Below are 13,992 nucleotides of genomic sequence, written 5' to 3'. Positions count from 1 at the left end.
ACGGAGACGCCGTGGCAACTCGATACTTCATACGCAATCGCGGCAAGCGGCTCGGGCCGTTATCCATCGACAAACTGCATTCGATGGCAAAGCGCGGTCGATTCGGTCGTCACTTTGAAGTATCAACGGACGGCAAACGCTGGTCGCACGCGGACGACTTTCCCGAATTGTTTCCGGGCGACAACGACGATGACGACCTTGAACTCGGCGATGACTTCGACGACGAAGGCGGAAGCTACGACGAGCCCCTCGATCCATACGCTCCGCTGGTCGACGACGACAAACCTGTGCGTCGGCGGCCGGGTCGAAGCAGTGCCAGTGGCGGCCGCACATCTCGACGCCGGTCCTCACGCTCCAGTGAGGACGAAGGGACAGAGCAGGGCAGTTCGCGCCGCCGACGCACTCCGGCCGCGAGAAGCGGTGCAGTTAGCCGACGAAGCCGCGACTCGGAAGACGCGCCGAGTTCTCGCCGAGCTCGACGCTCCAAAGACGACGAAGAAGCTCCACCAAAACGGCGCAAACGACCCGCATCATCGGACGACGCCCCAGACGACCCGCCACCTCGCAAAAAGAAAAAGAAGTCGGCTCCGGCATCGAACATCTTCGACGACGTCGAACCAACACAGAACAAAAAGAAAAAACGCGGCGGGCTGATGGGCTTTCTGTTTGGTGGTGCCGAAGACGACAGCACCGAACCGCCTCACCTGCGAAAACTATCACACATCCACAAGACTCTGCGGAGCCTCGGATTCTCGCTGGACAAGCTCATATTTGTGGGATCGGGCGGAGAAGAAGTCAGCGTGCGGGAACACATCGGCACCGGCGACGGCCCGCACCTGCTGGGCTTGCTGACGCTGATTGGTTTCCAGTCTCGTACAACCGACATTCACATGGAACCATCCGCGTCCGGCGTGGACGTTCGCATGCGCATCGACGGCACGCTTGTTCACCTTGTCGAATTCCCCAAAGAATCCGTCAAGCGATTGTTCGGCATCGTGAAAGTGCTGTGCGAAACCAAACTGGGAGCATCGCAGGACGTGCTGGAAGGCAACTACTCATCGGTAGCTCCCGGGCGACGGTCGGATTATCGAGTCAGCTTTACGCCGTCTGTTCACGGACACAAAGTCGCCATCCGAGTCCTCGACGCCGAAAACGCGCCGCAGACTCTGAAACAGTTGGGAGCCCCGTCGTCCTTCGTTCGCACTATTAACGGCGTGATGACTCAAAACGCCGGCATGGTATTGATGTGCGGCCCAACAGGTTCGGGCAAAACGACGACCCTGTATTCAATGCTGCGAAGCGTGGACTTTAAGTCCCGCAACGTGATGACGCTGGAAGATCCGGTCGAGTACCAGATCAACGGGATCACTCAAATTAACATCGACGCAGATCACGGCAAGGGCTTCAAAGAAATGCTGCCCGCGTTGCTGCGACAGGACCCGGACGTCCTGCTGATCGGTGAAATTCGCGACGCCGAATCCGCTAAAATTGCGATGCAGGCCACCATGACGGGGCACCTCGTGCTGTCCACCGTCCACGCTCCGGACACGCTGTCCACACTGTTCCGCCTGCTGGACCTGAACGCCGACCCCAACATGGTCGGGTCGGCTCTGGACCTGATCATGTCGCAACGCCTGCTCCGAACACTGTGCGACGAATGCAAAGTCCGCCGTCGCCCGGACAAAGAGGACAAACGAAGACTCGGCGCGAGCGCACGCGATGCCATCTTCGAACCGGGCGGCTGCAAAAAGTGTCTCGGTACCGGCTACTCCGGCCGGCGAGCGATCTTCGAGTTACTCGACGTAAAGAAGCAGGTGGGCGACGCAATTCACGACAAGCCCTCCATCGTCGATCTCCGCAAAGCCGTTCGCAGTCGAGACTTCACGTCGCTGCGCCAGAACGGCTATTCGCTGGTCGGGAAGGGCGTCACCACCTTCGATGAAGTCGACCGAGTGATCGGCGTCGAATAAGGTGGTACCGAACCATTCACGATGAGTCCGATTTGCAGAATCAACCTGGCTTGATGGACGCTGTATGGCTGGAGCTCACGGCAAAATAAAATATCACGCGATGTCGGCCAGCGGAATGCAACACACCCCGCGGGCATACTGATTGCAATTCGATAGGGCAGTGAGCCTGCCCTACCGCTGCCGGAGTGCCAGGCTGCAGTTCCAGCGACCAGCGGGAGCAACGCAGGCGATTCCGGGCTCGCAACGTCACTCGTTCGCCACGCCAACCGCCCGCCAGTGTTCACCGGCCGTCGATTGCTCGCAGCGGAAACAGGTTCGACTTTACGTGCTGTTCGGCCATCATGCGTTCCAGTTTTTGCAACACATCCGGGTGGTCGGCGGCGACATCGTTCTGTTCGCCGATGTCCTCGGCGATGTTGTAAAGTTCCGTCTTGATCGTTTTGCTTTTGTTAAGGTTCTGCCGCACGGCCTTCCAATCGTCGACGCGAACGGTTTGCTGGCCACCGTAGCCGGCGAACTCACGATACAGAAAGGGGCGTTCAGGCTGTTGCGTACCCAGCAGCGTTGGAAGAATGCTGACGCCGTCGGTGTTCGCTGGAGCTTTCGTCTTCGCTTCAACGGCTTTCAAAATCGTGGGCATCCAGTCTTCGAAACCGCTGACGTAGTCGCTTTGCGAACCCGCTTTCACTCGCCCCGGCCAGCGAACCACCGTGGGCACTCGCACGCCGCCTTCGTACAGCGAACCCTTCAAACCACGCAGCTCTCCGACGCTCTTGAAGAACGTGTAGTCGACTTCTTTATCCAGATGAGTCGTCCCGTTGTCTGAACTAAACACGACCAGCGTGTTGTCCGCCAGGTCCAGTTCGTCCAACAAATTCAGGATATTGCCGATGTACTGGTCCATGCGAGTAATCATGGCCGCGTAGGCCGCTCGCGGTGTGAAGTGAGGCGTGTAACCATAGCCTCCTTCTTTCGTAAACGGCGGATCGTTCCAGCCGAGATCGTGGTAAGGCTTCAGGTCCTCGTCCGGTACATGCAAAGCCACGTGAGGAATCACCGTGGGGTAGTAGCAGAAGAACGGTTTATCTTTGTTGGCTCTGATGAAGTCCAAAGCGGCCGCGTTGATGCGATCCGGAGCATAATCGGTGCCCTTAAACTGGTTGTAGCTCTTCGGGTCTGAACGATCATCGCCTTTCGCAAAGTTGGCGTGTCCATTGATGGCCGGATTGTTATCCAGTTCGATCCTGCCGCGATCGCTGCGCAGGTACGAAGGGTAATAGCTGTGAGCGTGACTCTGACACAGATACCCGAAGAAGCGATCGAACCCCTGATCAAGCGGCTGACCACAACTGTCCGGCCCGCCCAGCCCCCACTTGCCGAATGCCCCTGTCACATAGCCTTCGGCCTGCATGAGTTCTCCCAGCGTGACTTCGTTCTCGGGAATCGGTTCCTGACCTTCCGGTGGAGTACTTTTGTTACTGCGTATGTAAGCATGCCCCGGATGCTTGCCCGTCATCAGCACGCATCGCGACGGGGCACACACGGCATTACCGCAATAGTGCTGAGTCAACTTCATACCCTGCTGAGCCAGCCGATCCAGGTGCGGAGTCTTAATCAACTCCTGCCCAAAGCTACCCAGTTCGCGATAACCCAGGTCGTCGGCCAGAAGGAAAACCACGTTCGGCTGATCGGCCGCGCGAACGTTTAACGGGACGAACAGGGCAATAGCAAGCATTAAGCGAAAGCACGAACCGACCATGACAGACTCCTCGACGTGAAATGTAGTCCGACCAATGTACAAAAGAACGACGCTACGTCCATCCGACCAGCGCTGCCCGCATTTCGGCGGCCGTTTCAAACCGCGACGCGGGTTCGCGTTGGAGTGATTTGTTGATGGTGTCAACCAGCCGGGAAGGCAGGTCGGGACGGCGTTCGGTAATCGGAACAGGATCGGATTGTAGAACCATGAGCACCGCCTTCGCGACGGAATCGGGAAAGTCGTAAATTAGAGTTCCCGTCAGTAGCGTATAAAGCATGGCCCCCACAGAATAGAGGTCGCCGACGGGCGTGGCGTTGCGGTAGTTGGTCAGGTGCTCTGGGGGAGCGAACGCAAGACTGCCTCCAGCATCGCCCTGCATTGTAATGCCGCTCATCCGAGACGCCTGGTAAATGCGAGCCAGCCCGAAATCGGCCAGCTTTGTTTGCACGTCCGATCCGTCGTCGTTTACCAGGACGTTCTCCGGCTTGATGTCGCGATGGACGTATCGCTGCGCGTGAGCGTGTTCGAGGGCCTCCAGCACCTGACTGGCAATCGTCACGGCCAGCGGAATCGGTAGCGGCCCTCGTTCCGCGAGCAACTGCGCCGCATTGCGAAATGGCACGTACTCCATTGCAAAATATAGCTGGCCCTGATCCTGGCCGACCTCGATGAATCTAATAATTTGCGGATGAGTAAGTGACTGCAGCACCTGGCTTTCTCTAAGAAACAGCTTGATGTCGCGTTCAGAAGCCTGAATGTCGGGCCGAATCGTCTTCAATGCGATCGGATCGCCACCACTGCTGTGCCGAGCTAAATAGACAACCCCCATTCCTCCCCGACCAATTTCTCGTTCCACCTGGTACGGACCGATTTCCAACGGGCTCACCGACGCGGGTGTCGGAACCGGCGTCTCCGATTTGATTGCTTCAGCAACTTTCGGCCCTTCGCCTGAAGTATCAATCGAACCCGGGGGCGGCGCGACCTGTCGGCGAGTTGCTCGGATGTCGTCGTCCTGAATGCGGACGCGAATCTGAGTCTTGCCGCCTCGCAGAATGTCTCCGTTCTTCAGATCCGCTTGCTCAACCCGATGATTGTTGACCAGAGTGCCGTTGGTGCTTTCCAGATCGGTCAGCCGGCAGTGAGGCGGGTTGACTTCGACCATAAAGTGCAGCCTCGAAAAGAAACTGTCCTTCTTTGGCAGTCGAAAATGAGCTTGCGGACCACGACCGACAAGGAACGTGTCGTGGCTGTCAAACTGAAATGCCTGACCTTCGTGAGGTCCTGAGATCACCTTCAGTTCGACCTTCATGCCTTTTCCGCTTTCGGATCCTTGATTCCTTCATCGTCGTCTTCATACGCCAGATAGAAATCTCGCAGCAATTGAAACGTCGTGAAGTACGCAGATTCTTCTCCTGGTTGCGGCGGAGCGAACTTCAGTCCGTTGCGAGCCATGAATGCAACCAGCGCTGGGAGATGTCGTTCGGATTCATCCGGGGCAAACCGCAGACTTTGATCAAACGCGGTGGCATCACCCGTCCGCTGCAAACGAGCTATCTCCAGATCCATACTGCGCAGAAAGTTCTCCGCGTCCTTCGCTTCGCGGTACGACGCAACTCCTTCTGCAAGCCTGCGAAAGCGATTGTAACGTTCGCGAAATTTCGTGCTCAAATCCACGGACGCTAGTTCAAGGGCTTCCAGGGAAGCGACTGTAATTTCCCCATCGGCTGCATCATCAATCACTGCCTGACGTTTCGCAACGAAGTTCTCCCGCAGCGCCGCAAATTCATCACGTCGCAACAGGTACGGCCACCAATCCATTTTCAGCGGCACCCCTTCATCAGCTCGAAACACAAAGCTGGACGTACCCGCTGTTTGTTGAAGCCGCAGCTTGTGAAGCACGTCGGGGTCCATCCGGAGATATTCCAGCACGGCCGAATCAAATTGATCAGTGGGATCGGCGGGATCCCAGGCCAGTGCCGTTGCGGACAGTCGATACATCAGAAAGTTGAGTGCGGCGCCGTTCGCGATCTGAATTCGGCTTAGGTCTGGATGCAGTTTAAGTTTTTCCCATGTGCGGCCCGAGATTCTTTTTCGGCGAGCGGCGACGTCGATTTTTCGTTTCGCAAGTTCCGTCTCGATAATCTCCCGCCGTTGCCAGTAGGACCATGTTCGTTCGACTGAGTTCTTTAGCTCCGCTCGCACAGCGTCAGCTCGAATTCGTCGCGCGGCGGCGAAGTCAACAGCCGCTTTTCCTGTCGAACGGATAACATCCGCCTGCGCGTGAACGCGGGCAGACAACGCGGTACCGGGAGAATGCCAGCCGTAATGTCCGTGGTAACGGCGATATCCACGTGGGTACTGAATGGACGGGACGACCACCCGTTGGGCATTCGCAAAATCTTCGCGGCACAGAATGCCGCAAAGGAATATGCACACGAATTTTGTGCGACGGTTCATGTCTGGCTTTCTTCTTACTTCGTGCGATCTAATAAGTCCTTGACCCGCTCAACGGCCGCGATATCGCAATGATCTCCTGCAGGAGGTTCGTCAGGCTGAAGTGATGGAGTCGGGCGTGAGTACAGCCCAATCGCTTCACCTTCCGCGTTTAAAACGGCGGCACCCATCCAGTTTTGCTGGAGGTGTTCTGCCGAACAAAGCAGAGCAGGGCGGACCACGCCATCGGCCTGTCGCGGCACCAGCGCATCAATTGTGGCAGGCAGCTTTGTCATCGCCACTGCCGATTCACCAGTCGTAATGGATTGATCGTGAGGAAACGCGCCGCCGACAACCGTAACGGCCGCCAGCCGCACGGGAGCCTTCTCGGCGGCCTGCAGAACAAAGCGGCCAGCGTCAGAATTTGGCGAGCCAGCCGTTTCCAAAAGGCCCACATCGCAGTGAATCATTTCCTCCGCCGCGACAAACCACTGATCCTCCAGATCCAGGATTTGCTCACTGATTTCTTCAATCGCCTTGGGGTCCGGCGTCGCTTGATTAGATTCGCCGGGGTCCCCAGATTCGTCCTGCGGGGGTTCGGTGAGTGCATCAAAATCACGACGTAGTTCTTCAATTTTCTCACCGAGTTCCGCCATGCGATCGGCATTTTCTTGACAGACCGGATGGACGGTTGAACCGATCACAGCTGTTTCGTTCGCATCAAGCAGGTTTTGCACGACGACGACCGGAAAGTCATTCTTCGACTGCTGCAGAAACAGGACGAGGTTTCCGCTGGTGGCGAGCTTATGATCAGCGACGGCCCAGGCCGTGCCGATGCGAATCCCCGGTTCACTGGCCGCTGAACGGACAACGACCGAGTACAGTGCGCCTCGTAGACGGTCCATGGGATCGACCGTCGGCTCCGCCACGATTTGCTCTGTATCATCAATGCCTTCGGTATTCGTGTCCGGTGTAAGAACCGCGACACTGCGAGTTCGGATCACAACAAAGGCGATCAGCAGTAGCGCGGCCACTGTCGCCCACACGGCCGGATGGCGGTGCAGTCGCGCTACCTGTCGTGGCGATGTAGCGCCCGCTCGTTCCAGTAATTGTTTTACGGTGAATCGGTGAGAAGCGATGTAGACGACGTCATTCAAAGACACCGACGCGCGGGCGATTTTCCCATCAGGCTGCCCCACAAAAGTGCCGTTACTGGAGTTCAGATCGATGAGCGTCATCTGATCGGCATCCAGCAGCAACTGAGCGTGATGGCTGGACACGTTTTCTTCGGGCAGCACGACTTCGTTGTCGGCGGTTCGGCCAATGCGAATCAATCGACTCCCAACAAGGCGTTCGATTTGCCGCCATGCCACCGGTGTCTGCTGGCCTAATCGGATCGTGTCGTCAGGTCCGATCGCTGTTGCTGTCGAAATCCGCTGGTCGTTTACGTAAGTGCCGTTGGTCGAATTCAGATCGCTCAACAGCACCTGGCCGTTTGCCGAAGTCACCTTGCAATGTGTCGACGAAACACTCGGCGCGTCAACGACAAGGTGGCAGGTTGAGTTCGCTCCGATCAGCCAATCCATTATTTGTTCTTTCGTCGAGGGGCGGGAAGTGGGTCTCTGGTGAAAATCGGCGAGGTTGCTCAAAGCGTGTCAAACCGAAACCGTTGGCCTCCCAGCAGGAATTCCGTCCCGGAATCAAGTGCCTTGTTCGCCGCTTTCACCCAGACACCATTGACCGAATTCTGATCCCGAATCACCCACCGCTTCTGCTTGTCCTGAAACAGTTCCGCATGCACGTCGTTTAAGAACGGGTCCGCGATACAAATATCGCAGCGACTGCTGTCCGTTCCGATTAACGACTTCGATTCCTTCAGTGAAAATTCACGAGCGTGGCTGCCTGATGTTTGTTCGACCAGCCGTGCACCGAGCTTTAGCAACTGGCCGCTTCGAGGTGCCGTCTGTTTAAGAGTCCCACGCGGTTCACCGTTGGCAGCGTCACTGCCTTCCTGAATAGTGTCCTGGCAGGTGAACACGTACCGTCGACCGCCCATCCATAGTTCGCGACCGTTTCGCAGAACCAATTTATTGACTCGCACAAACACACCGTTGGTGCTGTTCAGGTCAACCAACTGCCACTGGTGACCGCCGTCCTGTTCGCACCGCACGATTTCAGCATGCGTTGCCGAAATATCCGGATCATGGGGAATAACGATATCGCAATTCGCTCGCCCAATGGTGGTGCGTGACTGCCGCAATCGCCACACCTCACCGCTTTCAGTGCGGCCATCGTCGAAGGCGGTCAGCATGGCCATCGGTGAACGCACGACCGAGCGAAATACGGGCGGCTGACGCTGCACTGGATCAGCCGAAACGGCATCAGTGGTCACTGCACGCTCCACGACCGTCCTTCGACTGTTCCCACGACGGGCCGCCGCTGCAGATTCAAGCACGGTTTGCCGAGGCCCATCGGCCGCAGGACTGTTGTCTGCTGCAGGATGAATGACTGTTGTGCGAATATTGTCCGCCGACATTTTTTCGACGACGGTTTTACGATTTGGGTCAGGCATAAAGTCGACTCGACAAAGAAAAATGTTGTACTCGTGGCAACCCGCTTACAGCGTATTACGCTGACTTGTGGCCGCGGAACAAGCGTTTCGTACTATCAATGCTGTTTGCCACGAGCCCGAACCGTCCACGACAAAAGGTAAACTGCTCTAGCCGTCTGCATTCAGTTCTCGAATACGTATGTTGCGAAACCAGACGGGGGTGCCATACCACTGCAGACCAATCCGGCCTGCCTGCTTGTATTGAAATCGGCCGCGTATCTTGCTTTCGTAGTCGTCGAGGTCTGCGTCGATGACCTGGGTATCGTTCACAAACACGGCGATCTTTGAATCCACCGCTTTGATCTTCATGCGATTCCATTCGTGCACGGGCACGTTGGCACCGGGATCAGGCGCGACCACGCCATGGATAGCTCCCGTTCGCTGCTCATCGTCAAGGTTGCGATATTTGTGTCCCCCATCATCCAGCAGTTGAATCTCCAGGTGATTCGCACCGCTGGCCGTGTCTTCTCCCAAACACCGCAAAAAGATTCCGCTGTTCCCGTCGCGTTCCATGAAGTACTCAAGCTCCAGTTCAAAATTCAGAAACAGTTGATCAGTGGCCAACCAGCCAAGCGACTCCTTGCGTCGACGGCTGCGGCTAAAGAGTTCACCGTTCGCAGCACTCCATACGTCCTTCGAAAACACCTCATGCCACCCGGTAAGATCACGACCGTTGAACAGGTCCGTCCAGTTGTCGGCTGGCGTGACTGCCGCACCGTCGACACCGGGCGCTGCAAATGTCGCTTCAACTATGGGCACCGTTGTATCCAAACGCTGTACTGAAAAGCGTCGATCAGCAGCCCCGCCTCCAAGCACCGCTCTGCCGTCTCGGCTCACCACGACGCCCGGCGAGCTATGGTTTCCCTGCTTTTGAAATTGTTCAAGCTCGCACAAAAGACTGCCGGTGACAACATCCCACAAAGCCGATCGTCCCGTGTGGTCAGCCACAACAATCTGAGTTCCGTCGGGACTGAAGCCAAGGTTGCAGCCGTACTCATTGCCATCGTTGTGGGACGCCGCCGTTGCCGGATCAAGCTGCGTGATAATGCGTCCCGTTTGCACGTCCAGAATCACTGCCACAGATTGCTTGCTCTTCACAGACGTTGCGGCGTATTTCCCGTCCGGCGAAAACACCAGCGGCCCGCGGACGCGGCTGGTTGATTCAAACTGAGTGGGAGTCGTCAAAGCGACTTTATCTTCGCCGTCGACGTCCAGCGTAAAACGTATGTGATGGTGTTGAGTGGCGAGTGTGACGAACCGTTCGTCTGGCGAAATGGCGGGAAATCTCGCGGCCGCTTGTGGGGAGGGTTCATCGAATAAGATTTGGCCGGTCTTCCAATTCCAGATCCGTAGTCGCTGCGGAACGTCGGCACGCTCCTTTCGATGAATTTCACGCTGGTGATAAAGTGCCATCGCCCATGAGCGTTTCGGAAACACAGTGAGAGTTGGCGGCTCCGGAAATTCCGACGTCGCTTGCTGAGTCCCGTCAGCGGCTGAGACGACTCGAACTTCGTTTCCCGTCTGATACAACAACGAAGCGCCGTCCGGTGAATACGACAGGCCGCCTGTCGCATGGCCGGGCCGTGACGGGTCGTCGAATTGGGCGACCTGATCGCCAGTGTCAATGTTCCAAATCGTAAATCGCCCCGGTGTATCGCTCCCCGTGACAGCCACATTTTGGCCGTCAGGCGAAACGGCCAATTGGCTGGCGTCGCCACCGGTCAGAATCGCCATGCCAGGGGAAATGGTCCGACCATGGCCGGTCCCGTCAGCGTTGACGAAGGAATCACTGGAAGGCGCCTGAACAACCTGATCGGCGGAATACTTTGGCAGCTCGCCTCGCTGAAAGGCTTCGACCTGAGCATCACTTAACTTCATAATCGCCACATCACGCCATTGAGCGGTCGCCTTGCGAACGTCCAGCTTTACCGCCGTGAAAGCCTGCTGCGGTACGCGGTGCGAGTACATCTTTTTTCCGTTCAGGAAAGCGTGATATTCATCGTCGATCACAACATAATCGCAATCCGCGTAGCTACCGGTTCCCTCCCGAGATTTGTATTTGGCCACAAGCCGCAGGGCGCTGCGGCCAGCCCACAGTTCGAACACGTTGATGAAGTTGGTAACGCCGATCCCCGCCGAACCGAAAATGAGTCCTTCGCCCATTGCAAAACCATTCGCTTTTTTATGGCGAACATGAAACACGAAGCGTTTTGCATTTGTGGAAATCGGTCGCGTCAGCCGCTTGCCGTACAATCGTTGGCCCGGTCGTTCTTCTGCCCGAAGTGAAACGGTGCCATTAACAATCGTCGGTGCGCCATTCAGCATCTGCCAGTCCTGCAGTTGTTCTTCCGTTTCCAACAACGATACCCACTTCCCGGTCGGCAGCATTTCTGGCGTATCCGGTTGCAGCGCCAGGGTCGTCGCGTCAGGGTTGACTTGCAACCGCCGCACTTCGACTTTCCGAAACCGAACAGGCCCACCGTTCATTGACTGCAGAGAAATAGCGCCCTTCATTGGGCCCCCTGCTGGAACAATGGTTTCAGATGTCATCTTTCCATCGACGAAGACCTTCAGTTGGCGGCCTGACAATAAGAAACGCAGTTCAAACCACTGATCATCCGGGATCAACTGTTCCTTTACGACGGTGTGTCCGAAGATACCTCCGGTCAGTGTTTTCTGGTTCGGCTGATTGCTCAGTTGAGCTTCAAGTCCGGAGCGATGTCCCTCGCCATAACGATTCCTCGCATAGATCCCGGAATTGACGCCAGGACCAAGTCGACACTCAACCCGAATTTCGCAGTCGCTGTAGTCTTCGTCCAAAGTCACGAGGCGCGACTGCTCCGCGCGGCCGAGAATTTCGCCATTTGAAACAGACCATCCCTGCCCACCTTCCACCCGCCAGCCGGCCAGATCCTCGCCGTTGAACAACGGGACGAAGCCGTCGTCAGCGGGGTTAGTTTCGGACTCTGCCCAGGCCCCTGCAGGTCGAGTATCCGCCGTGGTAAACGTGAGACTCTTGAGCGAACCGTCTTTGTTAGTTTCGATGGTTGCCGTCTTGCCGTCAGGAATCTCGACTGTCGTGCCGTCGCGAAACTTAATAACGACGCCGGCCAGCAACACCAAGCCCAGCAGTCCGCCACCGATCCATTTTGCCAGATCCTTCGTGTCACCATTCGACTTTTTTCGCACAGCCATGGTCTTTGGACGCGCTGCTCTTGACGATGGTGTACTGACCGCTGACTCGTCAAAAATCAGGTCGGATGAGACGACAGACTGCATGCCGGATCGTTCATCGGTTCTCGCCGCCGCCTTCTTCCTGAAGTCCCGAAGATAGTCACTTAGAGCGTCCGCCACGTCTTTCATCGACCCGTAACGATCGGCCGTTGATTTCGCCATCATCTTCGCACAAATTGCGGCCAGTCCCTCATCCACGACAGGGCGCAGTGTTCGTACGTCGGGCGAATCGGTACTCACAATCTGTCCGATAATGGCGACCACACTTCCTTCAAACGGAAGTCGCCCCGTCAGCAGCTCAAATAAAATCACTCCCAGACTGTAAATGTCAGACGGTGGGCCGATATTCGGATCCGTACCCACCTGTTCCGGCGACATGTACGCCGGCGACCCCATCAACACGCCCACCCCGGTTAATCGACTCCGGTCGGCGCTTTCAAGTTGGCGAGCCAGTCCGAAATCCATCACCACCGGTTCTCGCGATTTGTCGATCATCACGTTGGCTGGTTTCAGGTCCCGATGCACAACACCGTGTTCATGAGCTTCCTGCAATGCCAGCGCGAGTTTTCGAACGACAACGGCTGCCTGTCGCCGCGACATCGGCTTTTCTTCAGACACATACGATGACAGCGGCTTGCCATCGATGTAGGCCATCGTCAGAAAACGCACGCCGTCAATTTCGCCCACGTCAAAGACCGGGCAAATGTTGCGATGGTGTAACGTGGCAGCGGAACGAGCTTCGCGTTCGAAGCGTTCGACCATCTCGTCGCCTTCGAACACATCCAGCTTCGGAGTCTTTAAAGCAACTTCGCGAGCAAGCTTCGTGTCGTGAGCCAGGTAGACGGCTCCCATCGCGCCCTGTCCGAGTACTTTCTGAAGCCGGTAGCGACCGAATTCGACGGGAAGTTCTTCAAACGAACGTCCACTCGCCGGGACCGAATCGGCCTTGCCCGGCGATGCCGTATCGCGACTCGCGCGCGGCGATTGCTTCTTAGATGATTTGGCAACCGAACCATCAAGCAGATTTCCCAGCATGCGTTCGGCCGCGAAGTGTTTGCGCAGTTCGTCGGCGATTTCCGGGTGTTCGGCCAGCACTTGCTGCGGCTCGACCGTTTCCCCCGCATCGGCACGGCGCATGCACTCAGCGATCACCACCGAGGCGCTTGATTTTCGTTTCGCCTGATCCATTGGGCCCACTCCGGATTTTCGCCTGCACTAACAGGACAAGTGTGACCAAACGCTGGCCCCTTCGCACGTGAATTGGCAGGTGAAACTGCAAAACATGGCGTCCGAGTTGTAGGGCGTATTCTCCGCAAAAGCCTGGCGGCGTTTTTCAGAATTATTCAGAATCGCCCGGCAAACGCTCTCTTAACGCCGCCAGCCCTCGCTTCAACAGTGACGCCACGGCGACGTCCGAGCGGTCCATCCGTTCTGCGATCTCAGTCAGAGAAAGCTGTTCCAGATGCCGCAGTCGGACGGCTTCGGCCTGCATTTCCGGCAGTGAATCGAGTGCTCGCAGCAGCTGAGCGGTCGATTCGTCGAGCATGGCCTTGCGGCTAGGGGTGTGCAAAGAATCAGCCTGAAGAGTTTTTTCGTCCGTCGCCTGTTGAGCAGAAATCGCTCGTTTTTTGGCCGTTACGTGCCGACGGACGACATCCCGCACATTGCGTTCATGCACTTCTTTTAGCCAAGCCGCGAACTGAGGTTCGTTGTCGCCCTGGAAGTCGTTGAAATTACGAATGGCAGATAAACACGTTTGCTGCACAATGTCGGCCGCACTTAGCCGGGCCTGCAAACGCCCGTTGACTTCCTGTTGAGCCATCTGCTGCAGCAAGCGGTTTTGAGCGTTCAATAATTCGCCCAGTGCCGCCTGATCGCCTTCGCGCGCTCGCTGAAGTAGTTCCCGGCTGGCAGCAGATTCAGACATAGCGAAAATGGCAGACAGTACGACTTACAAAACGGGGCAGGGTGCTGCTCAGATTCGT

The 13,992-nt window shown here is 56.8% G+C and carries 8 protein-coding genes; 1 reads left to right on the top strand and 7 read right to left on the bottom strand.

Translation table 11 applies throughout. The features are described 5' to 3' along the window. The first annotated feature begins 11 nt into the window (after window positions 1-11). Window positions 12-1,970 carry an ATPase, T2SS/T4P/T4SS family gene (locus Fuma_RS27505; RefSeq protein WP_077026940.1) on the top strand — a complete coding sequence of 653 codons (1,959 nt, stop codon included), beginning with the start codon at window positions 12-14 and terminating at the stop codon, window positions 1,968-1,970. Window positions 1,971-2,250: 280 nt separating this feature from the next. Here Fuma_RS27505 and Fuma_RS27500 read toward each other — a convergent pair whose 3' ends face one another. From Fuma_RS27500 to Fuma_RS27470, 7 genes are all read right to left on the bottom strand, one after another. After that, window positions 2,251-3,729 (bottom strand): arylsulfatase, encoded by a 1,479-nt coding sequence (locus Fuma_RS27500; RefSeq protein WP_077026939.1) that lies wholly within the window; start codon window positions 3,727-3,729, stop codon window positions 2,251-2,253. A gap of 52 nt (window positions 3,730-3,781) precedes the next feature. After that, window positions 3,782-5,038, bottom strand: coding sequence for an FHA domain-containing serine/threonine-protein kinase (locus Fuma_RS27495; protein ID WP_077026938.1), 1,257 nt, complete (start codon window positions 5,036-5,038; stop codon window positions 3,782-3,784). After that, complete coding sequence (locus Fuma_RS27490; RefSeq protein ID WP_077026937.1) at window positions 5,035-6,186, bottom strand: hypothetical protein; 1,152 nt, start codon at window positions 6,184-6,186, stop codon at window positions 5,035-5,037. Before Fuma_RS27490 ends, Fuma_RS27495 begins: the two co-directional genes overlap by 4 nt. A gap of 14 nt (window positions 6,187-6,200) precedes the next feature. Next, window positions 6,201-7,748 (bottom strand): FHA domain-containing protein, encoded by a 1,548-nt coding sequence (locus tag Fuma_RS27485; RefSeq protein WP_077026936.1) that lies wholly within the window; start codon window positions 7,746-7,748, stop codon window positions 6,201-6,203. 59 nt (window positions 7,749-7,807) lie between these two features. Beyond that, window positions 7,808-8,734: an FHA domain-containing protein gene (locus tag Fuma_RS27480; RefSeq protein WP_077026935.1), complete on the bottom strand. Its 927-nt coding sequence runs from the start codon at window positions 8,732-8,734 to the stop codon at window positions 7,808-7,810. Between the two features lie 147 nt (window positions 8,735-8,881). Continuing rightward, on the bottom strand, window positions 8,882-13,195 hold the full coding sequence (locus Fuma_RS27475; protein ID WP_077026934.1) for a 3-keto-alpha-glucoside-1,2-lyase-like domain-containing protein: 4,314 nt from the start codon (window positions 13,193-13,195) through the stop codon (window positions 8,882-8,884). 151 nt (window positions 13,196-13,346) lie between these two features. Beyond that, window positions 13,347-13,934: a sigma-70 family RNA polymerase sigma factor gene (locus Fuma_RS27470; RefSeq protein ID WP_077026933.1), complete on the bottom strand. Its 588-nt coding sequence runs from the start codon at window positions 13,932-13,934 to the stop codon at window positions 13,347-13,349. Window positions 13,935-13,992: the final 58 nt, after the last annotated feature.

Source organism: Fuerstiella marisgermanici (assembly GCF_001983935.1).
GTDB classification, from domain to species: domain Bacteria; phylum Planctomycetota; class Planctomycetia; order Planctomycetales; family Planctomycetaceae; genus Fuerstiella; species Fuerstiella marisgermanici.
Note: the sequence above shows the minus strand (reverse complement) of the source record. Positions and strands in the feature narration are given on the sequence as shown.

Excerpts from the sequence above, each read along its gene's own strand:
- Fuma_RS27500 (WP_077026939.1), bottom strand. The coding sequence starts at position 3,729 with ATGGTCGGTTCGTGCTTTCGCTTAATGCTTGCTATTGCCCTGTTCGTC.
- Fuma_RS27495 (WP_077026938.1), bottom strand. The coding sequence starts at position 5,038 with ATGAAGGTCGAACTGAAGGTGATCTCAGGACCTCACGAAGGTCAGGCA.
- Fuma_RS27490 (WP_077026937.1), bottom strand. The coding sequence starts at position 6,186 with ATGAACCGTCGCACAAAATTCGTGTGCATATTCCTTTGCGGCATTCTG.
- Fuma_RS27485 (WP_077026936.1), bottom strand. The coding sequence starts at position 7,748 with ATGGATTGGCTGATCGGAGCGAACTCAACCTGCCACCTTGTCGTTGAC.
- Fuma_RS27480 (WP_077026935.1), bottom strand. The coding sequence starts at position 8,734 with ATGCCTGACCCAAATCGTAAAACCGTCGTCGAAAAAATGTCGGCGGAC.
- Fuma_RS27475 (WP_077026934.1), bottom strand. The coding sequence starts at position 13,195 with ATGGATCAGGCGAAACGAAAATCAAGCGCCTCGGTGGTGATCGCTGAG.
- Fuma_RS27470 (WP_077026933.1), bottom strand. The coding sequence starts at position 13,934 with ATGTCTGAATCTGCTGCCAGCCGGGAACTACTTCAGCGAGCGCGCGAA.